Here is a 22,737-nt window from a genome sequence, read left to right as displayed (position 1 = left end):
GGTTTTCAGCCGGCAACCAGTACCCGTATGGCTTCCAGGCGCAGGGCGGCCTTGTCGAGCATGGCCAGGCCTTGCTCGCGCTGCTCGCGCAGGGCGTCCAGCTCGCTGTCACGTACGCTCGGGTTGACCGCCTGCAGGGCGGTCAGGCGGGCCAGCTCCTCGTCCAGTTCGGCGGCCAGGCGGCGCTTGGCCTCGGTGACGCGTTCAACGTGGCGCGGCGAGATCTTGGCCTCGCCGGCAGCGATCTTCGGCGTCAGGGCATCGCGCTGGGCCTGCACGAACTTGTTGGCGCTGGCGCGCGGCACGGCTTCGAGCTGATCGTTGAGGGTGTCGAAGGACACCTTGGAGGCCAGGTCGTTGCCGTTGCCGTCGAGCAGGCAGCGCAGGGCGGCAGGTGGCAGGTAGCGGCCCAGTTGCAGCTTGCGCGGCGCCACCACCTCGCTGACGTACAGCAGTTCGAGCAGCACGGTGCCAGGCTTGAGCGCCTTGTTCTTGATCAGCGCCACCGAGGTGTTGCCCATCGAGCCGGAGCGCACCAGGTCCATGCCGCCCTGCACCATGGGGTGTTCCCAGGTCAGGAACTGCATGTCTTCGCGGGACAGGGCCAGGTCGCGGTCGTAGGTGATGGTCACGCCTTCGTCGTTGCCGAGGGGGAAGCTGGCATCGAGCATCTTCTCGCTGGGGCGCAGGATCAGGGCGTTGTCGGAATGGTCTTCGCTGTCGATGCCGAAGGCGTCGAACAGCTGCTCCATGTAGATCGGCAGGGCGAACTGGTCGTCCTGCTCGAGGATCGCCTCGACCAGCGCCTCGCCTTCACCGGCGCCGCCGGAGTTGAGTTCCAGTAGGCGGTCGCGACCGGCGTGCAGGTCGCCTTCCAGGCGCTTGCGCTCGGCGGTGGCTTCGTCGATCAGCGCTTGCCACTGGCCATCGTCGGCGTTCTCCAGCATCGGCAGCAGGCGGCTGCCGAACTGGTGCTGCAGGGCGTTGCCGGTCGGGCAGGTGGCCAGGAAGGCGTTCAGCGCCTGGTGGTACCACTGGAACAGGCGCTCCTGGGGGCTGTTTTCCATGTACGGCACGTGTAGCTGGATCCTGTGCTTCTGCCCGATGCGGTCGAGGCGGCCGATGCGCTGCTCGAGCAGGTCCGGGTGGGCCGGCAGGTCGAACAGCACCAGGTGGTGGGCGAACTGGAAGTTGCGGCCTTCGGAGCCGATTTCCGAACAGATCAGCACCTGGGCGCCGAATTCTTCGTCGGCGAAGTAGGCGGCGGCGCGGTCACGCTCGAGGATGCTCATGCCCTCGTGGAACACCGTGGCCGGGATGCCGGAGCGCACGCGCAGGGCGTCCTCCAGGTCCATGGCGGTTTCGGCGTGGGCGCAGATCACCAGTACCTTGAATTTCTTGAGCATCTTCAGGGTGTCTATCAGCCACTCGACGCGTGGGTCGAAGCGCCACCAGCGCTGGTCTTCCTCGATATCGGCCTGGCCCTGGTAGCTGACTTCCGGGTACAGCTCGGCGTGCTCGCCCAGGGGCAGCTCCATGTACTCGTCCGGGCTCGGCAGCGGGTAGGGGTGCAGCTCGCGCTCCGGGAAACCCTGCACCGCGGCGCGGGTGTTGCGGAACAGCAGGCGGCCGGTGCCATGACGGTCGAGCAGCTCGCGTACCAGGCGGGCGCGGGCGTCGCTGTCGCCACCGTCGGCGGCGTCGAGCAATTGGCGGCTATCATCGCCCAGGAAACTGCCGATGGCATCGCGGGCCTGGGCGCTGAGCTGGCCCTGGTCGAGCAGTTCCTGCACCGCCTCGGCCACCGGTTTGTAGCTGGCGCTCTCGGCGCGGAAGGCGTCCAGGTCATGGAAGCGATTCGGGTCGAGCAGGCGCAGGCGCGCGAAGTGGCTGTCCTGGCCGAGCTGTTCGGGGGTGGCGGTGAGCAGCAGCACGCCAGGGATCACTTCGGCCAGCTGCTCGACCAGGCTGTACTCGCGGCTGGCCTTTTCCGGGTGCCAGACCAGGTGGTGGGCTTCGTCGACCACCATCAGGTCCCAGCCGGCGGCGAACAGCGCGTCCTGGGCCTTTTCGTCCTCGCACAGCCACTCCAGCGCAACCAGCGCCAGTTGCGCGTCCTCGAACGGGTTGCTGGCGTCGCTCTCGATAAAGCGCTCGGCGTCGAACAGCGCCACTTCCAGGTTGAAGCGCCGGCGCATTTCCACCAGCCACTGGTGCTGCAGGTTTTCCGGCACCAGGATCAGCACGCGGCTGGCGCGCCCGGAGAGCAGTTGGCGATGGATCACCAGGCCGGCTTCGATGGTCTTGCCCAGGCCCACTTCGTCGGCCAGCAGTACGCGCGGGGCGATACGGTCGGCCACTTCACGGGCGATGTGCAACTGGTGCGCGATGGGTTGCGCACGCACGCCGCCCAGGCCCCACAGCGAGGACTGCACCTGCTTGCTGGTGAACTCCAGGGTGCGGTAGCGCAGCGAGAACCACGGTAGCGGGTCGATCTGCCCGGCGAACAGGCGGTCGCTGGCCAGGCGGAACTGGATGAAATTGGACAGCTGGGTTTCCGGCAGGGTGACGGCCTGGTTCTTGGCGTCGAGGCCGTGATAGACCAGCAGGCCATCGACGTCGTCGACTTCGCGGACGGTCAGCTTCCAGCCTTCGAAGTGGGTGATCTCGTCGCCCGGCGAGAAACGCACGCGGGTCAGCGGCGCATTGCGGGCCGCGTACTGGCGGGTTTCGCCGGTGGCGGGGTAGAGCACGGTGAGCATGCGGCCGTCCTGCATGAGGATGGTGCCCAAGCCCAGTTCCGCTTCGCTGTCGCTGATCCAGCGTTGCCCCGGTTGATACTCCGCCATGCTGCCTGTCTCCACCTGTGAAAAAGCCGACTATGTTACCGCAGGGCTAGGGTCTGTTGCCATTTCAACGCGAGCCGCGTCGCCGCGGGAAATCTCGCCAGGTCAGGCAATGGCGTCCCCGATCCAAGTGCTGCTGCAACGACGCATGGCGGGATTTCTCGCGCAGCCTGGGCGGCCCCACCCGTAGGGCTCCGGTGCGGCCGTGGGTGCAACGGCAACGAACCCCTTGCTCTGCCAAAGGTGCATCAGGGCCGATTTGGCACTTACCGACGCGCGTCCGGTCAGACAGGGTAGTAACGCAGCCGTAAAGTCGCCTGCCGTAAGGCCGATAACGCTGCAAAGGGAGGTCCTCCATGCTGCCGCCGATTCCTCACAGCCTGATTCCCGTCACCGCCCAGCAGGACGTGGTCAAGCCGCGCCCGGAGATCGCGCCGGTGACGCCGACCGCCGAAACGGCTCAGGAAGACTCGGTCGGCCTGGACAAACGTCACCCCGACGAAGTGGCGGAGCGGTTGCGTGAAGAGCAGCGCCGCCAGCAGCGACGTGGCTACACGGCCGCCGAGTTGGCCGAGGGCGAGGTCGACGAGGCGGATGAACCGGGGATCGATCAACTGCCGCGCCAGGGCCTCTGGGTGGACGTCGAGGTTTGACGCCGGTGGATGCGAGTGCTGCCCAGGGCGGCCTGTTCGACGGCGGCGCGCTGCACCTGGCCGATGCCGAACTCGCGTATCGGCCCCGCTGGCTCGACGCCGCCACGGCCGATGACTGGCTACGGCGGCTGGTCGGGCAGACGCCCTGGCAGCAACCCGAGGTGGTGCTGTTCGGCCGCCAGTTGCCGGTGCCGCGTCTGGTGGCCTGGTACGGCGACAGCGAGGCGCGCTACCGCTATTCCGGCATGACCCACCAGCCGCTGCCCTGGACGCCGCTGCTGGCCGAGATTCGCCAGCACCTGGTCGACGCTCTCGGCCAGCCGCTCAATGGCGCACTGCTCAACTACTACCGTGATGGCCAGGACTCCATGGGCTGGCACAGCGATGACGAGCGCGAACTCGGCGCCGAGCCGCTGGTGGCGTCCCTGAGCCTGGGCGGCGTGCGGCGCTTCGACCTGCGCCGCAAGGGCGCCACGCGCATCGAACACTCCCTGCAGCTGGAGCACGGCTCGCTACTGGTCATGAGCGGCCAGACGCAGCATCATTGGCAGCACCAGGTGGCCAAGACGCGCCAGCCCTGTGCCCCTCGCCTGAACCTGACGTTTCGTCTGATCCGGACGCCGCTATGAGCAATGATGTGAAGTTGATCGATTTCGCCGCCGAGCGCGACAAGCGCATCCACGACCTGCGCGACAGGAAGCTCGAGGAGATGCGCAACGCCTTCGAACAGGCGCTACCACTGCCCAAAGGCAAGAAGAAGCCCAAGAGCAAACCGAAGAAACGATAAGACCCTGCTCAGCATCCCTGAGCTGGATTTCATCGATGCTGGCTGCAAAGTAGCGTAGCGACCCGGTCACGATCGCGGGAGGGGCCGGCGGCGATCCGCTTCAGCCGCGAGCTTTGAGGTGCAAAGGGCTCGCGGCTGAAGCCGCTCCTACCAATGGAACGCTCTGCTCGCCGCATTGCTGCGTATCTGTTTTCGCGGCCCCACACCTATCCAAATTGATGCAGATCAGTCGCTGTCTGGCACTGAGGCTCGCGCGTGCCTGGCCGTTGACCTGGGTCAATGGCCGGCGGCGCCTGGCTGTTAACGTAGCGCCATACCCGAGCAGCAGGTGCCAGGAGGCAGCATGTTCCTAGGGTCTGTTCCCGTTTCACGCACGGCCGCGCCGGAGCCAGTTTTTGCGCGAGGCAAGGCACGAGATGCGAGGTTTGGCGGGCCAAATGAGCCATCGAGTAACGCCGCCTCGCGTAAAAACTGGCCCGGCCCTTCGGGTTGCGCGGGAAATGACCTCCGCTGTCGTTGCAGGACTTGGCAAGGGAACGACCATTCCCTGCGTCCTGCGCCTAACCGGAGGCCATTTCTCGCGGCAACGCGGCTCGCGCTGAAACGGGAACAGACCCTAAATGTGGTGGTTCTCGCCGGTATCGGCACCGTTGCACTGATGATTCTGTTTGGCGCCGGATTCACCTATTTCGTCTGGAAGGATGCGCGCAAGAACAAGCCGCAGTGACCACCGGACTCACGAGCACGCAAGGCATTGGGGCGACTTCGGTCGCCCTTTTTTTCGTTCCGCATTCGGCGCATCAATCACCTGGGGCCACGCGACCCTCTGGACAGCATATGCTTAGCTAGCTAATAATTTGCCCCCTGCACGGAGGCGGAACCCTTTGGCTACGGCTATGTTCAGAGCTGAGACCCTTTCAGGTAAGCACCGTGCGTGATTCCTTGCTGGCGTTCGTTGCGCCGAGCACCCAAGCCCTCCAGTTCGCGATCAAGACCCTGCTTGGCGGTGGTCTGGCGCTCTGGCTCGCCCTGCGCCTGGGCCTCGAACAGCCGCAGTGGGCCCTGATGACCGCCTTTATCGTCGCCCAGCCGCTGTCCGGCATGGTGGTGCAGAAGGGCCTGGCGCGCCTGTCGGGTACCCTGGTCGGCACCTTCATGGCGGTGGTGATGATGGCGCTGTTCGCGCAGATGCCGCTGCTGTTCGTGCTGGCCTTCGCGCTGTGGCTGGGCCTGTGCACGGCGGCCTCGACCATGCTGCGCAGCGCCTGGTCCTACGCCTTCGTGCTGGCCGGCTATACGGTGGCGATCATCGGTTTGCCGGCCATCGGCAAGCCCCAGGTGATCTTCGACGAAGCCATCGCCCGTTCCACGGAAATCTGCCTGGGCATCGTCTGCGCCACCCTGAGCAGCGCCTTGCTGTGGCCGCAGCGGGTCGAGCGCCAGCTGGCCCAGCAGGCCCGCGATGCCTGGGAGACCGGCCTGAAGGCGGCGCGCCAGGCGCTGACCGGGGAGGAGGAGGCGCGCAAGGGCCTGCTCGAAGCCTTGTCACGTATCGTCGCCGTGGATGCCCAGCGCGAGCACGCCTGGTTCGAAGGCGAGCGGGGTCGCCAGCGGGCCATCGCCCTGCGGGTGCTCAGCCGCGACCTGCTCGGCGTGCTGCGCCTGGCCCGCGGTGTGGCGCGCCAGTGGCGGCAATTGAACGGCCGCGAGGCGGAGGCCGTGGCGCCCTGGCTGCAGGAGGTCGACGAGCGCCTGCAGGACGATGCAGGCGACCGGGCGCAGCTGATCGAGCGCTTGCGGCAGGCTGCCGGGGATGACGAACTCAACGGCGGCCAGCAGCTGTGCCTGGAGCGCATGGCGGTGCTGCTGATGCGTATCGAGGACGCCAGCCGTGCGCTGCTGGCCGTCGAGCAGGGCAGGGCGCCGGCCGATGCGCCGCGGGCGCTGTCCTGGCACTACGACTGGCAGAGCGCGCTGGTCTACGGCTCGCGCAGCGCGCTGGCCTTCCTGACCCTGGCGAGCTTCTGGCTGGCCACCGGCTGGACCCACGCCACCGGCGCCATGCTGCTGGCCTGCGTGGTGTGCAGCCTGTTCGCGCGGCTGGAGGCGGCGCCGCAGATCGGCCTGATGTTCCTGCGTGGCATTCTCTACGCGCTGCCGGTGGCGTTCTTCGTCGGGCAGATCCTGATGCCGCAGATCGACGGTTTCGTGATGCTCTGCATGGTACTCGGCGTGCCGCTGTTCTTTGGCGTGCTGGGCATGGCCAAGCCGGCGGTGGCGGCTACCTCCACGGCGTTCTGCCTGCACTTCATCGTCCTCTGCCTGCCGCCACCAGGCGTCGGCTACAACGTCGAATTCTTCCTCAACGAGGCGCCGGGCATGCTCATGGGCGTGGCCGTGGCGGTCATGGCATTTCGCGTGATCGTGCTGCGCAACCCGGTTTGGCATGGTCGCCGGCTGGTGCATGCCATGTTGGTCGACCTCGGCCGGCTCACCCGTCGCGACCTGGGCCGGGCGGAAAACTGGTTTGGCGGGCGCATGGCCGACCGCCTGCTGCAGCTGGCGCGCCACTACCCGGCGCGCCCGGATCAGGCGCGCAGCCGCTGGGACGAGGGCGTGGCCGGTCTCGACCTGGGCGATGAATTGCTGCACCTGCGCGCCTGCCTGGCCAAGGCCGATGCCGGTCTGGCGCGCTCGCAGCGGCGCTTTCTGGAACGTCTCGATGATGCCCTGGAGCGCGGCCCCGCACCGGGCCGCGAGGACGCGCTGAACGCACCGGTGGCCGAACTGCAAGAGGCCCTGCGCGCCTGCACGCCAAGCATCGACAAGCGCCTGGCCGAGGCGGCGCTGTTGCAGCTGCAGAACGGCTGGCGTCATTGGTGCCACTTGAGAGGAGCGGATCATGGGCTTGCATGAGTGGTCGCTGGGCGGCGTATTGCTGAGCCCCATGGCGGCCTATGCGGTTTTGGCGCTGCTGCTCACCGGCGTGATTCGCCTCGGGCTGCAGCGTGTCGGTTTGGCACGGTGGATCTGGCACGAAGCGCTGTTCGACTGCGCCCTGTTTGTTTGCGTCCTGGCGGCGGTCATAGCCGTTCTTGGGGCTTAAAAGCTTGCCAGCATCTGCTGCGCGTCGGCCCTGCTGCGTTAAAAACAGGGTCGGAATGCTCATTTACAAACTCGTAAACTCCGCTTCCTCGCTTGTTCTTGCCTTGCATGGCTCTAGCTCGCGAGATGCTGAACAAGCTTTGCGGAGACATTAAGGAGAGCGATATGCGTTCGACCATTCGCGTCGGCATCACCCTGGCTGTGGTGGTAGCGGCGATCCTGGCTGGCTCGTGGATCTGGCAGCACTACATGTATTCGCCCTGGACCCGGGACGCCCGGGTGCGCGCCGATGTGGTGACCATCGCCCCGGACGTGTCCGGCTGGGTGCTGGAACTCAAGGTGCGCGACAACCAGCAGGTGAAAGCCGGCGACCTGTTGATGACCATCGACCGTGATCGCTACCAGGCCGCCCTGGAAAAGGCCCAGGCCGTGGTGGATATCCGCAGGCAGCAGCTCAGCCTGCGCGAGCACGAAGCGTCCCGTCGCGCGCGCCTGGGTAGCCAGGCGATCAGCGCTGAGCTGCGCGAGAACGCACAGATCAACGCCGAGATGGCCCGTAGCGAATACCGCGAGGCCCAGGCCGACCTGCGCATTGCCCAGCTCAACCTGGCGCGCAGCGAAGTGCGCGCACCGCGCGACGGTCAGGTCACCAACCTGCGGCTGGCCCAGGGTAACTACGTGACGGCCGGGCAGGCGGTGATGGCCTTGGTCGATACCGCCTCGTTCTACGTGCAGGCGTATTTCGAGGAAACCAAGCTGCCGCGCATCCAGATCGGCGCGCCGGTGGAGATCTGGCTGATGGGCGGCGAACAGGAGATTCGCGGCCAGGTGGAAGGCATCAGCCGCGGCATCACCGACCGCAACGCCAGCCCGGACGGCCAGCTGCTGGCCAACGTCGAGCCGACCTTCAACTGGGTGCGCCTGGCCCAGCGCATCCCGGTGCGCATCAAGCTCGATGCCATGCCCGAGAGCGTTCAGCTCAGTGCCGGCATGACCGCCAGCGTGCGGGTGGAGTAGGGCGCGTTTGGTCAATGTGGGAGGGGCTTTGGCCCCGAGCTCCCCACGGCATATCGGGGCTAAAGCCCCTCCCACGGTTTCGTAGCCCGGGTATCGCTGCGCGCAACGCCAGGCTACGGGCGGCGATTGTTCAGCCGCGCTGCACGCTTGCCGGAGTCCGGCGCATCAGCACTTCCCCATGACGCACCGAGACCAGGGCATGGCCCTGGGTGCGGATCATCTCGTAATCGTCGGGCGCCGAGAGAATCAGCAGGTTGGCCGGGCGACCCACTGCGATGCCGTAGCGCTCACCCAGGTGCAGGGTGCGGGCGCCGTTGTCGGTGATCAGGTCCAGGCTGCGCTTGAGGTCTTCGTAGCCGAGCATGTGGCAGATATGCAGGCCGGCTTCGAGGATGCGCAGGATGTTGCCGTTGCCCAGCGGGTACCAGGGGTCGACGATGGAGTCCTGGCCGAAGCAGACGTTCATGCCGGCGCGGTCGATCTCGGCCACGCGGGTCAGGCCACGGCGTTTCGGGTAGCTGTCGAAGCGCCCCTGCAGGTGGATGCTCTCGGTGGGGCAGGAGACGAAGTTGATGCCGCTCATCTTCAGCAGGCGAAACAGCTTGGAGCAGTAGGCGTTGTCGTAGGAGCCCATGGCCACGGTGTGGCTGGCGGTGACCCGCGCGCCCATGCCGCGCACCCGGGCTTCTTCGGCCAGCACTTCGAGAAAGCGCGACTGCGGGTCGTCGGTCTCGTCGCAGTGCACGTCCACCAGGCAACCAGTGCGCTCGGCCAGGTCCATCAGGAACTTGATCGAGCTGACGCCCTGGTCGCGGGTGTTCTCGAAGTGCGGAATACCGCCGACCACATCGGCACCCAGCGCCACGGCCTGTTCCATCAGCGCGCGACCGCCCGCGTAGGACTCGATGCCCTCCTGGGGAAAGGCGACGATCTGCAAATCGATCAGGTGGCGGGTTTCCTCGCGTACTTCGAGCATCGCTTTCAGCGCAGCCAGGCTCGGGTCGGTGACGTCGACGTGGGTGCGCACGTGCTGGATGCCATGGTCGACCAGCATATCGATGGTCTTCCTGGCGCGGCTCTTGGTGTCTTCATGGGTGACCAGCGCCTTGCGCTCGGCCCAGCGCTCGATGCCTTCGAACAGCGTGCCGCTCATGTTCCAGGCCGGCTCGCCGGCGGTCAGGGTGGCGTCCAGATGAATATGCGGCTCGACGAAGGGCGCGACCACCAGGTTGCTGGCGGCATCGAGATCACCTGCGCTGGCGCCCACCACCGTCGGCTGCTCGCTGATGGCGGCAATCCGTGCGCCGTCCAGGGCAATGTGGAAAAGACCTTCGCGGCCACGCAGGCGGGCGTTGACGATGTTCATGGGGTACTCCTTGGCAGGCTATGAGACGACAGGCGACGGATCAGCAGGGCGATGCTGATATTGAGCCGGTCGTGAGGATCATCGAACGAGCAGCCGGTCAGCGCTTCGATACGTTGTACACGGTAGCTCAGGGTGTTGCGGTGTACGCCCAGGCGTTGCGCGGCCAGGGCGAGGTTGGCGTTCTCGAAGAACCAGGCTTCCAGGGTCGGCATCAGCACCGGCTCGTGGCGTGAATCATCGCCGATCAGCGGACCCAGGGTGCGCTCGACGAAGCGCTCGAGCAGGCTGCGGTCGCGGATCGCGGCGAGCAGTTCGATCGCCCCCAGTTCGTTGAAGCTGCACGAGCCCAGCCGCTCGGGAAAGGCCTGGGCGGCGACCAGTGCCTGGCGCGCCTGGCCGAGGGCGAGGGCGAAGCGCTGGGGAGGGTGGCCGCCGGTGCTGAGGCCGAGCACCGCGCGTTGCGGCTGCAGGCGCTCGTCCAGCTCGCCGAGCAGTTCGCTCAGCAGCGTGCGATTGCGTTGTTCGTCGTGATTGTTCGTGCAGGGCAGCAGGGCGACCCAGTGCTCGCCCTGGCCGATCAGTGGCAGGGCGTCACCCAGTGCCTGCAGGCACTGCTCGAGGCGTTGCTGCAGGCACTGGCGGGCGTCGCGCAGCAGGCGTTCGCCACTGGCGGCCGCCTCGCCGTCGAACAGTTGTTCGCTGTTCTGCAGGCGCAGCAGGGCGACCTGGCGCGGCACGTTCAGTGGCAGATCGAGGCTGGCGGCGCGCTGCAGCAGGATATCGATGGACTGGTAGTCGCCTTCCAGCAGTTGCTCCAGCACGTGCTGGCGCGAGCTGCCGAGCATCTGCTGTCGTACCAGTGCCGTGCCGATGGCCTGGGTGACCACCACCATCTTCAACCCGTAGGGCTGTTCCAGCAGCGGCAGGCCCAGGCGTTCGGCTTCGGCGATCACGCTGGCCGGAATCGCCTGGATGTACTCGGCGCCGGTGAGGATCACCAGCCCGGCGGTGGCCCGTTCGACCGCCTGGCGCACCAGAAGCAGCAGGTTGGCTTCATCACGCGGATGGTTGATGCCGGTAACGAATACCAGCTCGCCGCCCATCACCCAGTCGGCGATGTCCGCGTTCTCGGCCACGTAGGGCCAGCGCACCGGGTTGCCCAAGGCCGCCTGGCCGGCGCGCAGGCGCAGCGCCTGCAGGCCGGGCAGGGTCAGTACGTCGGCGACGCTCAGGCTCATGCGCGGGCGACCACGCCACGTGCAGAGAAGACTTTCTTCGCCTCGAACAGGGCGATGTACACCACGGCAGCGACGGCGATGCCCACCAGTGGCGCAACCCAGGGCGAGAGGTAGGCGCACAGCGCGCCGACGCCGTAGGCGCCGAGGCCGACCCAGTTGAAGGCCGGGATGCGCGCCTCGGCGAGCAGCGGGTAGCGGCTCTTATGGCCGTAGAAATAGTCCGCCATGATCACCCCGCCAAACGGCGGGATGATCGAGCCGAGCAGGATCAGGAAGGGAATCAGCAGCTCGTACATGCCGCCGATGGCCAGTAGGGTGCCGATGCCGGCGCCGACCAGGGTTACCGTCTTGCGCCGGCCGGTGCGCAGCAGGTTGCAGCCGGCGGCGGCGAAGTTGTAGATGGTGTTGTCCTGGGTGGTCCACAGGTTGAGGAACAGCATCACCACCGCCGCCATGGACAGGCCCTGCAGCACCAGCACTTCGACGATGTCCGGTTGCTGGTAGACGATGGCGCCATAGGCACCGGCGACGATCATCAGGCCGTTGCCCAGGAAGAAGCCGACCATGCTGGCGATCACCGCGATGCGTCCGGTGCGGGCGAAGCGCGTCCAGTTGGTGGCCTGGGTGGCGCCGCTGACGAAGGTGCCGAAGACCATGGTGATGGCCACGCTGAGGGTCATGCTCTGGGTCGGCTCGATGGCCATCAGCGCGCTCAGGCCGCCGATGTCATCGGTGGCGATCCACAGCGAACAGACCAGCAGGGCGAGCATGGCCGGCACGGAAATGCGCGAGAGGATATCCAGGCCCTTGTAGCCGATGAAAGCAGTGAGGCAAAAGCCGAAGCCGAACAGCACCATCAGGGGGATGGTCAGACCCTGAGGCAGGCCAAGAATCTTCACCAGCACGATGGCCACCGTGGCGGTGCCCCAGGCGTACCAGCCGATCTGGGTGAAGCCGAGCAACACGTCGGAGAGCTTGCTGCCGGCCTCGCCAAAGCAGAAGCGGCCCATCAGCACCGAGTTGAGGCCGCTGCGGCAGGCGATCAGGCCCAGCACCGCGGCGTAGGCGCCGAGCAGCAGGTTGCCGATGATCGCCGCCCAGATCAGCGTGGTGAAGTCGAAGGCCATGCCGATCTTGCCGCCGGCGAACATGGTGGCGGTGAAGAAGGTGAAGGAGAACAGCATGATCGAGGTGGAGAACAGCCCCTTGCGGGCGCCGGCCGGCACTTCGCTCAAGGGGTAGTCGCTGTCGCTGGTGGGATGGGTCATGGCCTGGCTCCACAGGATGAGGGAAGCCAGGGATATAGCAGGCCACGTGCCAACTGATCGGTTTGGCAGCACGTACAGTGCGGGTTGTGCGATGTGCACAATGAAACGAGGTTTTTCGGCTTTTTATGGGGATTATGGTTGTGTGAAATGAACAGATTTGACCTGTCTTGGTGCGATGCCGACGGGCATGCACCAAGAGGTCACTGGGCGCCTCGATACGTTTTTGCCTGCTAATTGGCGGGTGCAGCCGTTCGCTAGATGTAGGGTGGATGACGCTCTTTTCATCCACCATTGCGATCGCAGAGCGGTGGACGGATGGGGCGTCGTCCACCCTACGACAGGCCGCTTGCGCCTTGTAGCAGTGGCTTCACACGGTATCACTGGATACTGCGAGAGCCCTCAGCGGGTGCCGAGAAAGTCGCGCTTACCCAGCTCCACGCCGTTGTGGCGCAGGATGGCGTAGGTGGTGGTGATGTGGAAATACAGGTTCGGCAGCACGTGATCGAGCAGGAAGGCCTGACCCTGGAAGTGGGTTTCCTTGTCACGGCGCTTGAGGGTCACGGTGCGGTCTTCGCTGCCGTCGAGCTGGGCGGCGCTGATGCCCTGCACGAACTCCAGTGTCTTGGCGATGCGTGCCTGCAGCTCGGCGAAGCTGGTTTCGTCATCGGCATGGCTCGGCGCCTCGACGCCGGCCAGCAGGGCTGCACCGGCCTTGACGGTGTCACAGGCGATCTGCACCTGGCGGCTGAGCGGGAACATGTCCGGCGCCAGGCGCGAGGCGAGCAACACGCTCTGCTCGATCTTGCGGGCTTCGGCGTTGGCCGCAGCGATGCCGAGGATGGTCGACAGGTTGGTCAGCTGGCGAGTGAATACCGGGATGGAAATGGAATGCATGGACAGTGGCATGGAAGGCTCCAGAAAAATGTACGTTGTATGAAATCGCAGGATGGGTCGGGCGGCGTAGGTGAAACCCATCGATCCGGTGATGGGTTTCACCCATCCTACGGACTATCTATGGCCTCAGTGGCCTTTTGTAGGGTGGACGACGCTTCATCCGTCCACCGTTTCGCACTTGTAATGGTGGACAAAAAAGCGTTGTCCACCCTACGTCTACGTCCAGCTAGAGATCGTGAACAGGTTCTAAGGCTGCAAAAAATCAGCCGATGCTGATCGGCGGCAGGGTGGCCAGCTCGACGGTAAGGGCTTTACGTGGCGCGATGATTTCAGCTTCGCCGTCGACCACCAGTTCGTCGTGCTGGTTGAACACGCGGGTGGCGATACGCACGCGGAATTTTGGCAGCTTCTCGAGAATTTCCAGGCGTACGGTCAGGGTGTCGCCGAGTTTGACCGGCTTCTGGAAGCTCATCTGCTGGCCCACGTAGATGGTGCCCGGGCCCGGCAGGGTACAGGCCACCGCCGCACTGATCAGCGCGCCGCTGAACATGCCGTGGGCGATGCGCTCCTTGAACAGGGTGGTGGCCGCATATTCGGCGTCCAGGTGCACCGGGTTGTGGTCACCGGAGACGGCGGCGAACAGCAGGATGTCGCGCTCTTCCACGGCCTTGCTGTAGCTGGCGGTCTGGCCGACTTCCAGGGCTTCGTACGGGGTATTGCTGCTTTGCGTCATAGGGTGGATTCCTGAGGATGTGAAGGTCGCTGCTGGGGCTGCGAGAGCGTCTGTTCCAGCCAGTCGATCAGGTCGCGGGTGACCTCGTCGCGGTTCAGCTCGTTGAGCAGTTCGTGGCGGGCCTGTGAATAGCGTTTCAATGTGGTGCGGCTGTGGCCTGCATGCCTCAAGGCATCGGCCAGGCGTTGCAGGCCGTGGCCCTGGCTGACCGGATCATGGTCACCGCCGATGATCAGGATCGGCAACTGCGGGGCGATCTGTTTCAGCGAGGCGCGCGGGGTGATGCGCTGCAACCCCTCCAGCAGGTCGAGCCACAACCCGTTGGTGCAGCGAAAACCGCACAGGGGGTCGGCAATGTAACGATCGACTTCGTCGTTGTCACGGCTGAGCCAGTCGAACGGCGTGCGCGCAGGTGCAAAGGCCTTGTTGAAAGAACCGAACGACAGCCAGTGGATCAGCGCGCTGCGCCCGGCCGCGCCCTGGCGCCAGCGCTCGAAACGGGCAACCAGCGCCGCCGCCCGGTAGGTGCCCAGCTTGCCGTGGTTGGAGCCGCTGAGAATGGCGCCCTGCACACTGCTGCTGTGGTGCATCAGGTAGGCGGTGGCGATGAAGCTGCCCATGCTGTGGCCGAACAGGATGATCGGCGTCTGCGGCCGCTGATGGCGAATATGATGGTTGAGGACGGAGAGGTCGCCAACCACATGGTTCCAGCCGTTCTCGTCGGCGAAATGGCCGAGCAGGCCCTGCCGGGCAGTCTGCCCGTGGCCGCGGTGGTCGAGGGCGTAGAGCTCGAGGCCGGCGGCGACCAGCGCCTCGCCAAAACGTGCGTAGCGGCCACTGTGCTCGGCCATGCCGTGGGCGAGCATCACCACGGCCCTGGGCTCCTGCTGGGCGTGCCAGTGGTTGACGTACAGAGGCACGCCGTCACTGCTATCGAGCCAGAAGCTGCGGTGCTGCATGGCAAAGTCCTTTAGCCGCCAAGTGCCAGGCATTGTAGACCCTGCAGGTGCTGAAATTCACGGTATTGATTGTGGCTTTGCCAGGCTCTGGCCGGCTGCTAACTTCGTTCGGGTGACCTCACGCACCTTCGGAAAACAAGGGATAACAACAATGCAGCCCGATTTCTGGAACGACAAACGCGCCCCCGGCGTGGCCAACGACATCGACATGGACGCCTACCAGTCGGTGGTCGAGGTGTTCGAACGCTCCTGCAAGACCTTTGCCGACCGCCCCGCGTTCAGCAATCTGGGCAAGACGCTGAGCTACGGCGAGCTGGACAGGCTGTCCGCCGCCTTCGCCGCCTACCTGCAGCAGCGCACCGACCTGCAACCCGGTGACCGCATCGCCGTGCAGATGCCCAACGTGCTGCAGTATCCGATCGCCGTGTTCGGGGCGATGCGCGCCGGGCTGATCGTGGTCAACACCAACCCGCTGTACACCGCCCGCGAGATGCGCCACCAGTTCAAGGACGCCGGCGTGCGCGCCCTGGTGTACCTGAACATGTTCGGCAGGTTGGTGCAGGAGGTGCTGCCCGACAGCCAGATCGAGTATCTGATCGAAGCGCGCATGGGCGATCTGTTGCCCACCCTCAAGGGCTGGCTGGTCAACACCGTGGTCAAGAAGGTCAAGAAGATGGTGCCCGCCTACCATCTGCCCCAGGCGCTGTCGTTCAAGCAGGTGCTGGCCGATGGCGCGCGGCTCGGCCTGGGGCCGGTCAGCGCGGCCCAGGACGACATTGCAGTGCTGCAATACACCGGCGGCACCACCGGGGTGGCCAAGGGCACCATGCTCACCCACGCCAACCTGATCGCCAACATGCTGCAGGCCGATGCCTGCATGTCGCAGCACGGCCCCGACGGCTCGTCGCTGATGAAGCGTGGCCAGGAGGTGATGATCGCGCCGCTGCCGCTGTACCACATCTATGCCTTTACCGTGAATTGCATGTGCATGATGGTCAACGGCAACCACAACGTGCTGATCACCAACCCGCGGGACATTCCCGGCTTCATCAAGGAGTTGGGGAAATGGGAATTCTCCGCGCTGCTGGGGCTCAACACCCTGTTCGTGGCGCTCATGGATCATCCGGATTTCGACAAGCTCGACTTCAGCCACCTCAAGGTCACCAACTCAGGCGGCACGGCGCTGGTCAAGGCCACCGCCGAGCGTTGGCAGCGCCTGACCGGCTGCGCGGTGGTGGAAGGCTATGGGCTCACCGAAACCTCGCCCATCGCCAGTGCCAACCCCTATGGCGAGCGGGCACGGCTGGGCACCGTCGGCATTCCGGTGCCGGCCACGGCGTTCAAGGTCATCGATGACGACGGCAACGAGCTGCCGCTGGGCGAGCGGGGCGAGCTGTGCATCAAGGGTCCGCAGGTGATGAAGGGCTACTGGAATCGCCCGGAGGCCACCGCCGAGGTGCTGGACGACGAGGGCTGGTTCAAGTCCGGCGATATCGCGGTGATCGACGAGGATGGCTTCGTGCGCATCGTCGACCGCAAGAAGGACATGATCATCGTCTCCGGTTTCAACGTGTACCCCAACGAGATCGAGGACGTGGTGATGGCCCACAGCAAGGTGGCCAGCTGCGCGGCCATCGGCGTGCCGGACGAAAAGTCCGGGGAAGCGGTGAAGCTGTTTGTGGTCAAGCGTGACGACAGCCTGACCGCCGAGGAGCTCAAGGCCTACTGCAAGGAGAACTTCACCGGCTACAAGGTGCCGCGGCAGATCGTGTTCAGGGAGTCGCTGCCGATGACCAATGTCGGCAAGATCCTGCGCCGCGAGCTGCGCGACGAGGCGTTGAAGACGCCTGCCAAGACCTAGTCAGCTGCATGACTCAACGACAAGGGCCCCGCACTGCGGGGCCTTTTGCTTTGTGACAACTGGCGCCGTCTCGATTCCGTAGCCTGGCGTTGAGCGCAGCGATACCCAGGGCAGTTTCCCGGGTGTCGCTACGCTCGATCCGGGCTACAGGCTCGCTCTTTGGTGATATCCGGTGTTGCCGCGCATGACATAGCCGGTGCGAGTATCGGATCTTACCCTTCCTGCCTTCGAATCCCGATCTGCAGGAAAGTGCCCAGGCGTCTATCATGGGCGTTGCCGCCGCCAGACGAGTGTTGTCCGCCGGACCGCCTCGGTAAAAAAAGCGTGTGACCAATATTTTCAATCTGGTCATTTCCGATACCGGCCGGCCTTTTCGTGCTCTGGTCGGTATCCGGCAACTCTGCTAATCTCGGCCCGCTTTGCGCTCCTCAGGGGCGAACAGCCAGGCATACATACAACAAACAACCGCCTTGGCGGTGACGACAAGCTGTTGCTTAGGAGTGGGTGTCCATGACCGAAAACTTCTGGACGGACAAATATCCCGAGGGGGTCGCGGCCGAGATCGATCCCGACCAGTACCCCAACGTTCAAGCGGTGCTGAAGCAGTCCTGCCAGCGTTTTGCCGACAAGCCCGCGTTTACCAATCTGGGCAGGACGATTACCTACGGCCAGCTGTACGAGCTGTCCGGTCACTTCGCGGCGTACCTGCAGCAGCACACCGATCTCAAGCCCGGCGACCGCATCGCCGTGCAACTGCCCAACGTTCTGCAATACCCGGTGGCGGTATTCGGCGCCATGCGTGCCGGCCTGGTGGTGGTCAACACCAACCCGCTGTACACCGCGCGGGAAATGGAACACCAGTTCAACGACTCCGGCGCCAAGGCGCTGCTGTGCCTGGCCAACATGGCGCACCTGGCCGAGCAGGTAGTGCCCAAGACCGGCGTGAAGACGGTGATCGTCACCGAGGTCGGCGACATGCTGCCGCCGCTCAAGCGCCTGCTGGTCAATGCCGTGGTCAAGTACGTGAAGAAGATGGTGCCGGCCTACAACCTGCCAGGCGCGGTCAAGTTCACCGACGCCCTGAGCCAGGGCCGTGGCAAGGCGGTCAGCGAGGCCAGCCCCGGGTCCCGGGACGTGGCCGTGCTGCAGTACACCGGCGGCACCACCGGGGTGGCCAAGGGCGCCATGCTCACCCACCGCAACCTGATCGCCAACATGCTGCAGTGCCGCGAGCTGATGGGCTCGAACCTGGGCGAGGGCAGCGAGATCCTCGTTGCGCCGCTGCCGCTGTACCACATCTACGCCTTCACCTTTCACTGCATGGCGATGATGCACTGCGGCAACCACAACCTGCTGATCACCAATCCGCGCGACCTGCCGACCATGGTCAAGGACCTGTCCAGGTTCAAGTTCAGCGGCTTCGTCGGCCTCAATACCCTGTTCGTGGCGTTGAGCAACAACGAAGGGTTCCAGAAGCTCGACTTCTCCAGGCTCAAGGTCACCCTCTCCGGCGGCATGGCGCTGCAGCAGGCCGCCGCCGAGCGCTGGAAACAGGTTACCGGGTGCCCGATCTGCGAAGGCTATGGGCTGACCGAAACCAGCCCGGTGGCCTCGGTGAACCCCATCACCAATATCCAGATGGGCAGCATCGGCATCCCTGCGCCCTCCACTCAGTTCAAGGTCATCGATGACCAGGGCAACGACCTGGCCCTGGGCGAAACCGGCGAGCTGTGCATCAAGGGCCCGCAGGTGATGAAGGGCTACTGGCAGCGCCAGGAAGCCACCGACGAGGTGATCGACGCCAACGGCTGGTTCAAGACCGGCGACATCGGCATCATCCAGCCCGACGGCTACATTCGCATCGTCGACCGCAAGAAGGACATGATTCTGGTGTCCGGCTTCAACGTTTACCCGAACGAGCTGGAAGACGTGCTGGTGACCCTGCCGGGCGTCCTGCAGTGCGCCGCCATCGGCGTGCCGGACGAGCGCTCGGGCGAGTCGATCAAGGTGTTCGTGGTGGTCAAGCCGGGCATGACCCTGACCAAGGAACAGGTCATGCAGCACATGCACGACAACCTCACCGGCTACAAGCGGCCCAAGCAGGTCGAGTTCCGCGAGAGCCTGCCGACCACCAATGTCGGCAAGATCCTGCGCCGCGAGCTGCGTGACGAAGAGCTCAAGAAGCTCGGCAATAAGTAAGCGTCACGCTGCACACCAAGGCCCTGCAGTGCAGGGCCTTTTTCGTTCCTGGGTGATTTGCCAGAGGGCTTTTGCCTGCAGCGCAATAGGCCTAGACTTGCGCCCTGTGCACTGGTCGGCGCTGGAGGCGTGCCCACGATGCAATTGCCGGATCTGAATCTGCTGGTCGCCCTCGACGTGTTGCTGGAGGAGGGCAGCGTGGTCGGCGCCGCGCGGCGCATGCACCTCAGCCCGCCGGCCATGAGCCGCACCCTGACGCGCATCCGCGAGGCGGTGGGCGACCCGATTCTGGTGCGTGCCGGCCGTGGCCTGGTGCCGACGCCCCGGGCCCTGGAGCTGCGCGAGCAGGTGCGCGACCTGGTCGAGCAGGCCAGTGGCGTGTTCCGCTCCCAGGAGGTGGAGCTGGCCAGCCTCGACCGGGCGTTCAACATCCGCACCAACGACATCTTCATGGTCTGTTACGGCGGCCGGCTGGTGGAATTGATCCGCGAGCAGGCGCCCAGGGTGATGCTGCGTTTCGTGCCGGAAATCGACGGCGACGACGACGCCATGCGCGCCGGGCGCATCGACCTGGCCATCGGCGCCTCGCTGCAGCTGCCGCCGGAGATCAAGCACCAGGGCCTGTTCATGAGCCGCTTCGTGGGCCTGGCGCGGGCCGACCACCCGATCTTCGACGAGATGATCAACGCCGAACGGTTCGCCGCCTTCGACCAGATCAGCGTGTCGCGCCGTGGCCTGGCCCGCGGGCCCATCGACCAGGTGCTCGAACGGCAGGGCCTGGCGCGCCGGGTGGTCACGGTGTCGCCGAGCTTCTTTTCCGCCGTGCTGGCGCTGCGCGATTCGGACCTGATCCTGCCCATGCCCAACCCGGTGGTCGCCGTGTGCAACCAGTTGGGCCTGGCCCTGCGCAGCTTCGAGATCCCCTTGCCGCTGTCGCCGGTGCGGGTCCACCAGTCCTGGCACCCGCGCTTCGACAACGACCCGGCCCATCGCTGGCTGCGCGGCCTGATCAAGCGTTGCTGCGAAGAGAACGCTTTGGGCGTCTGAATGCTGCGTCTGGCGCAATCATCTATTAGAAACATTGCAATTTTCGGTAATGGTCGTTTTCCCTAGACTGCCGGGCTAAACACGTTACCGGATATTTCCGCATGCTCTGCACTTGCCAGGCGGGCGGCTGCGCATCGTCATGAATGCGCCTGCGCTCACGCCTTTACCCCTTTCCGCGCCCTCCACGCCACAGGCCGCACCGATGCAGGCGAGCCCCTTCGGGCTGCGCATCGTCGTCGGCCTGCTCGGCGTGCTGCTGGCCGTGCTGGTGTCGGGTTTCAACGAGAACGTCACCAAGATCGCCCTGGTCGATATCCGCGGCGCCATGGGCATCGGCCATGACGAGGGCAGCTGGCTGCTGGCGCTGTACATGGCCGCCTCGGTCAGTGCCATGGCCTTCGCCCCTGGTTCGCGGTAACCCTGTCGATTCGCCGCTTCACCCTGTGCGCCATAGGCGCCTTCATGCTGCTCGGCCTGCTGTCGCCGCTGGCGCCCAACGAGCGCGTGCTGATGTTGTTGCGCGCCCTGCAGGGGCTGGCCGGCGGGGCACTGCCGCCGATGCTGATGAGCGTGGCGCTGCGCTTCCTGCCGGCCAACGTCAAGCTCTACGGCCTGGCCGCCTATGCGCTGACGGCGACCTTCGGCCCCAGCATGGGCACGCCCCTGGCCGCCTTCTGGGTGGAATATGCCGGCTGGCAGTGGGCGTTCTGGCAGATCATCCCCGGCAGCCTGCTGGCCATGGCCGCCGTGGCCTGGGGCCTGCCCCAGGATCCGTTGCCCCTGGAGCGCTTCGCCCAGTTCAACTGGCGCGGCCTGCTGCTCGGCCTGCCGGCGATCAACCTGCTGGTCATCGGCCTGCTGCAGGGCGAGCGCCTGAACTGGCTGCACTCGCCGCTGATCGTCAGCCTGCTCGGCGGTGGCAGCCTGTTGCTGGTGCTGTTCCTGCTCAACGAATGGCGCCACCCCCTGCCGTTCTTCAAGCTGCAGCTGCTCAAGGCGCGCAACCTCGCCTTCGCGCTGTTCACCCTGGCCGGGGTGTTGCTGGTGCTGTTGGCTGCGAGCCTGATTCCGTCGTCCTACCTGGCCCAGGTGCAGGGCTACCGGCCACTGCAAACCGCACCGATGCTGCTCTGGGTGGCCGTGCCGCAACTGCTCGCGCTGCCCCTGGTGGCGGCGCTGTGCAACCTGCGCCAGGTCGATTGCCGCTACGTGCTGGCCGCGGGGCTGGGGATGATGGGCCTGGCCTGCGTGCTCGGCTCGCAGCTGACCTCGGCGTGGATTCGCGATGATTTTTTGCTGATCCAGCTGCTGCAGATCTTCGGCCAGCCGATGTCGGTGCTGCCACTGCTGATGCTCTCCACCGGCAGCATCCAGCCGATCCAGGGGCCGTTCGCCTCGGCCTGGTTCAACACCGTCAAGGGCCTGGCCGCGGTAGTGGCCACCGCGGTTCTCGACCTGCTGACCACCGCGCGCCTGCACCTGCATTCCAACAACCTGGTCGATCGCCTCGGTAACCAGCCGCTGCTGCCCGACGGCGCAGCGAGTCACCTGGCCAGCCGCCTGCATCAGCAGGCCCTGGTGTTGACCTACGCCGACCTCTACCTGTGCGTGGCGCTGGTCGCCTTCGCCCTGATCCTGATCATTCCCTTGGTGCCCACGCGCATCTACCCGCCGCGTGCCGCCCACTGAACCGATGGACACCACCATGACTACCCTGCGCAAACCCGCTCTGCTGATCGGCCTGCCAGTCGCCGGCCTGCTGGTCTGGGGCGCCTGGCAACTGCTGTTCGCCGAGCACTACCAGCAAAGCACCAACGACGCCTTCATCAGCGCCGACTTCACCCTGGTGGCGCCGAAGATCGCCGGCTTCGTCAGCGAGGTGCTGGTCGAGGACAACCAGCGCGTCAAGGCCGGCCAGCTGCTGGCGCGTATCGACGACCGCGATTACCGCGCCGCGCTGGACGTGGCCAAGGCCGGCGTGGCCAGCGCCGAGGCGCAGCGGGTGAATGCCGAGGCCAGCGTGCAGCGCCAGCGGTCGGTGATCGACCAGGCCGCCGCCACGGTCAAGGCCGACCAGGCCGAGGTGCGCTTCGCCGAGCACGAACTGCAGCGCTACAGGCACCTGGCCGGGCAGGGCGCCGGCACCCTGCAGAATGCCCAGCAGGCGCAGAGCCGTTTCGATACTGCCCTGGCGCGCCAGCAGCAGAACCAGGCGGCGCTGGCCGCCAGCCGCCAGCAGACGGCGATCCTCGTCGCCCAGCGCGATGCCGCCGCTGCCGCGGTCGAGCGGGCCGCGGCCGAGCTGCAGCGGGCCGAGCTGGATCTGTCCTACACCGAGCTGCACGCGCCCATGGACGGCATGGTCGGCCGCCGCGCCCTGCGCGTCGGTGCCTACGTCAGCCCCGGCAACCCGCTGCTGGCGGTGGTGCCGCTGGAGCAGGCCTTCGTGGTCGCCAACTTCCAGGAAACCCAGCTCAACCGCGTGCGCCCGGGCCAGCCGGTGAGCATCCGCGTCGACAGCTACCCGGACCTGCAACTGCGCGGCCACGTCGAGAGCCTGGCGCCGGCCACCGGCGTGACCTTCGCCGCCGTGGCGCCGGACAACGCCACCGGCAACTTCACCAAGGTGGTGCAGCGCATCCCGGTGAAGATCGTGCTCGATGCCGACCAGCCCGTGGTGGGTTACCTGCGCGTCGGCATGTCGGTGGAGGCCAGCATCGACACCCACCAACTCGATGACCGCCAACTGGCGCAGGCGCACTGA

Annotated in this window: 18 protein-coding genes and 1 pseudogene; 12 read left to right on the top strand and 7 right to left on the bottom strand. The window is 65.8% G+C overall.

The window, feature by feature from the left end:
• Positions 1 to 5: 5 nt before the first annotated feature.
• Positions 6 to 2,849: an RNA polymerase-associated protein RapA gene (gene rapA / locus SA190iCDA_RS17955; protein WP_070885415.1), complete on the bottom strand. Its 2,844-nt coding sequence runs from the start codon at positions 2,847 to 2,849 to the stop codon at positions 6 to 8.
• A gap of 353 nt (positions 2,850 to 3,202) precedes the next feature.
• On the opposite strand from rapA, the gene SA190iCDA_RS17950 reads away from it, so the two are divergent.
• The 7 genes from SA190iCDA_RS17950 (at position 3,203) to SA190iCDA_RS17925 (ending at position 8,408) form a co-directional block, all read left to right on the top strand.
• Entirely contained in the window at positions 3,203 to 3,499 is a 297-nt protein-coding gene (locus SA190iCDA_RS17950) for an aspartate-semialdehyde dehydrogenase (RefSeq protein ID WP_070885414.1), read from the top strand.
• Positions 3,500 to 3,504: 5 nt separating this feature from the next.
• Positions 3,505 to 4,128 (top strand): alpha-ketoglutarate-dependent dioxygenase AlkB family protein, encoded by a 624-nt coding sequence (locus SA190iCDA_RS17945; protein WP_170833938.1) that lies wholly within the window; start codon positions 3,505 to 3,507, stop codon positions 4,126 to 4,128.
• Positions 4,125 to 4,286, top strand: a complete 162-nt coding sequence (locus tag SA190iCDA_RS17940) for a hypothetical protein (protein WP_167364680.1) — start codon at positions 4,125 to 4,127, stop codon at positions 4,284 to 4,286. Before SA190iCDA_RS17945 ends, SA190iCDA_RS17940 begins: the two co-directional genes overlap by 4 nt.
• 622 nt (positions 4,287 to 4,908) lie before the next feature.
• Positions 4,909 to 5,013, top strand: coding sequence for a cytochrome c oxidase subunit CcoM (gene ccoM, locus SA190iCDA_RS23260; protein ID WP_329610170.1), 105 nt, complete (start codon positions 4,909 to 4,911; stop codon positions 5,011 to 5,013).
• A 203-nt stretch (positions 5,014 to 5,216) separates the two neighbouring features.
• Complete coding sequence (locus SA190iCDA_RS17935) at positions 5,217 to 7,202, top strand: FUSC family protein (RefSeq protein WP_070885413.1); 1,986 nt, start codon at positions 5,217 to 5,219, stop codon at positions 7,200 to 7,202.
• On the top strand, positions 7,189 to 7,392 hold the full coding sequence (locus SA190iCDA_RS17930; protein ID WP_070885412.1) for a DUF1656 domain-containing protein: 204 nt from the start codon (positions 7,189 to 7,191) through the stop codon (positions 7,390 to 7,392). The genes SA190iCDA_RS17935 and SA190iCDA_RS17930 overlap by 14 nt, the downstream gene beginning before the upstream one ends.
• Positions 7,393 to 7,556: 164 nt before the next feature.
• Positions 7,557 to 8,408 carry an efflux RND transporter periplasmic adaptor subunit gene (locus tag SA190iCDA_RS17925; protein WP_070885411.1) on the top strand — a complete coding sequence of 284 codons (852 nt, stop codon included), beginning with the start codon at positions 7,557 to 7,559 and terminating at the stop codon, positions 8,406 to 8,408.
• A gap of 130 nt (positions 8,409 to 8,538) precedes the next feature.
• Here the strand turns inward: SA190iCDA_RS17925 and codA are convergent, their stop codons facing one another.
• The 6 genes from codA to SA190iCDA_RS17895 all read right to left on the bottom strand — a co-directional run bounded on the left by codA (position 8,539) and on the right by SA190iCDA_RS17895 (position 14,866).
• The gene (gene codA, locus SA190iCDA_RS17920) at positions 8,539 to 9,774 is read right to left on the bottom strand and encodes a cytosine deaminase (protein WP_070885410.1); all 1,236 of its coding nucleotides are present in this window, start codon (positions 9,772 to 9,774) and stop codon (positions 8,539 to 8,541) included.
• A complete protein-coding gene (locus tag SA190iCDA_RS17915; RefSeq protein ID WP_070885409.1) occupies positions 9,771 to 11,012 on the bottom strand; it encodes a PucR family transcriptional regulator in 1,242 nt (413 codons plus the stop codon). Before SA190iCDA_RS17915 ends, codA begins: the two co-directional genes overlap by 4 nt.
• Positions 11,009 to 12,280 carry a cytosine permease gene (gene codB / locus SA190iCDA_RS17910; RefSeq protein WP_070885408.1) on the bottom strand — a complete coding sequence of 424 codons (1,272 nt, stop codon included), beginning with the start codon at positions 12,278 to 12,280 and terminating at the stop codon, positions 11,009 to 11,011. Before codB ends, SA190iCDA_RS17915 begins: the two co-directional genes overlap by 4 nt.
• A gap of 399 nt (positions 12,281 to 12,679) precedes the next feature.
• Positions 12,680 to 13,186: a DUF1993 domain-containing protein gene (locus tag SA190iCDA_RS17905; RefSeq protein WP_070885407.1), complete on the bottom strand. Its 507-nt coding sequence runs from the start codon at positions 13,184 to 13,186 to the stop codon at positions 12,680 to 12,682.
• 250 nt (positions 13,187 to 13,436) lie between these two features.
• Positions 13,437 to 13,907: a MaoC family dehydratase gene (locus tag SA190iCDA_RS17900; RefSeq protein WP_070885406.1), complete on the bottom strand. Its 471-nt coding sequence runs from the start codon at positions 13,905 to 13,907 to the stop codon at positions 13,437 to 13,439.
• The gene (locus tag SA190iCDA_RS17895; RefSeq protein WP_070885405.1) at positions 13,904 to 14,866 is read right to left on the bottom strand and encodes an alpha/beta hydrolase; all 963 of its coding nucleotides are present in this window, start codon (positions 14,864 to 14,866) and stop codon (positions 13,904 to 13,906) included. The genes SA190iCDA_RS17900 and SA190iCDA_RS17895 overlap by 4 nt, the downstream gene beginning before the upstream one ends.
• Before the next feature lie 151 nt (positions 14,867 to 15,017).
• Between SA190iCDA_RS17895 and fadD2 the strand changes: the two genes are divergently transcribed.
• From fadD2 to SA190iCDA_RS17870, 5 genes and pseudogenes are all read left to right on the top strand, one after another.
• Positions 15,018 to 16,727, top strand: coding sequence for a long-chain-fatty-acid--CoA ligase FadD2 (gene fadD2 / locus SA190iCDA_RS17890; protein ID WP_070885404.1), 1,710 nt, complete (start codon positions 15,018 to 15,020; stop codon positions 16,725 to 16,727).
• A 510-nt stretch (positions 16,728 to 17,237) separates the two neighbouring features.
• The gene (gene fadD1 / locus SA190iCDA_RS17885; protein ID WP_070885403.1) at positions 17,238 to 18,926 is read left to right on the top strand and encodes a long-chain-fatty-acid--CoA ligase FadD1; all 1,689 of its coding nucleotides are present in this window, start codon (positions 17,238 to 17,240) and stop codon (positions 18,924 to 18,926) included.
• 138 nt (positions 18,927 to 19,064) lie between these two features.
• Entirely contained in the window at positions 19,065 to 19,973 is a 909-nt protein-coding gene (locus SA190iCDA_RS17880; RefSeq protein ID WP_070885402.1) for a LysR family transcriptional regulator, read from the top strand.
• Between the two features lie 139 nt (positions 19,974 to 20,112).
• A pseudogene (locus SA190iCDA_RS17875) lies at positions 20,113 to 21,662 on the top strand (MFS transporter).
• 16 nt (positions 21,663 to 21,678) lie between these two features.
• Complete coding sequence (locus SA190iCDA_RS17870) at positions 21,679 to 22,737, top strand: HlyD family secretion protein (protein ID WP_070885756.1); 1,059 nt, start codon at positions 21,679 to 21,681, stop codon at positions 22,735 to 22,737.

Origin of the sequence: Pseudomonas argentinensis, from assembly GCF_001839655.2 — a bacterium.
Lineage (GTDB): Bacteria > Pseudomonadota > Gammaproteobacteria > Pseudomonadales > Pseudomonadaceae > Aquipseudomonas > Aquipseudomonas argentinensis_B.
Note: the sequence above shows the minus strand (reverse complement) of the source record. Positions and strands in the feature narration are given on the sequence as shown.

Excerpts from the sequence above, each read along its gene's own strand:
- rapA (WP_070885415.1), bottom strand. The coding sequence starts at position 2,849 with ATGGCGGAGTATCAACCGGGGCAACGCTGGATCAGCGACAGCGAAGCG.
- SA190iCDA_RS17950 (WP_070885414.1), top strand. The coding sequence starts at position 3,203 with ATGCTGCCGCCGATTCCTCACAGCCTGATTCCCGTCACCGCCCAGCAG.
- SA190iCDA_RS17940 (WP_167364680.1), top strand. The coding sequence starts at position 4,125 with ATGAGCAATGATGTGAAGTTGATCGATTTCGCCGCCGAGCGCGACAAG.
- SA190iCDA_RS17930 (WP_070885412.1), top strand. The coding sequence starts at position 7,189 with ATGGGCTTGCATGAGTGGTCGCTGGGCGGCGTATTGCTGAGCCCCATG.
- SA190iCDA_RS17925 (WP_070885411.1), top strand. The coding sequence starts at position 7,557 with ATGCGTTCGACCATTCGCGTCGGCATCACCCTGGCTGTGGTGGTAGCG.
- codA (WP_070885410.1), bottom strand. The coding sequence starts at position 9,774 with ATGAACATCGTCAACGCCCGCCTGCGTGGCCGCGAAGGTCTTTTCCAC.
- SA190iCDA_RS17915 (WP_070885409.1), bottom strand. The coding sequence starts at position 11,012 with ATGAGCCTGAGCGTCGCCGACGTACTGACCCTGCCCGGCCTGCAGGCG.
- codB (WP_070885408.1), bottom strand. The coding sequence starts at position 12,280 with ATGACCCATCCCACCAGCGACAGCGACTACCCCTTGAGCGAAGTGCCG.
- SA190iCDA_RS17905 (WP_070885407.1), bottom strand. The coding sequence starts at position 13,186 with ATGCCACTGTCCATGCATTCCATTTCCATCCCGGTATTCACTCGCCAG.
- SA190iCDA_RS17900 (WP_070885406.1), bottom strand. The coding sequence starts at position 13,907 with ATGACGCAAAGCAGCAATACCCCGTACGAAGCCCTGGAAGTCGGCCAG.
- SA190iCDA_RS17895 (WP_070885405.1), bottom strand. The coding sequence starts at position 14,866 with ATGCAGCACCGCAGCTTCTGGCTCGATAGCAGTGACGGCGTGCCTCTG.
- fadD2 (WP_070885404.1), top strand. The coding sequence starts at position 15,018 with ATGCAGCCCGATTTCTGGAACGACAAACGCGCCCCCGGCGTGGCCAAC.
- fadD1 (WP_070885403.1), top strand. The coding sequence starts at position 17,238 with ATGACCGAAAACTTCTGGACGGACAAATATCCCGAGGGGGTCGCGGCC.
- SA190iCDA_RS17880 (WP_070885402.1), top strand. The coding sequence starts at position 19,065 with ATGCAATTGCCGGATCTGAATCTGCTGGTCGCCCTCGACGTGTTGCTG.
- SA190iCDA_RS17870 (WP_070885756.1), top strand. The coding sequence starts at position 21,679 with ATGACTACCCTGCGCAAACCCGCTCTGCTGATCGGCCTGCCAGTCGCC.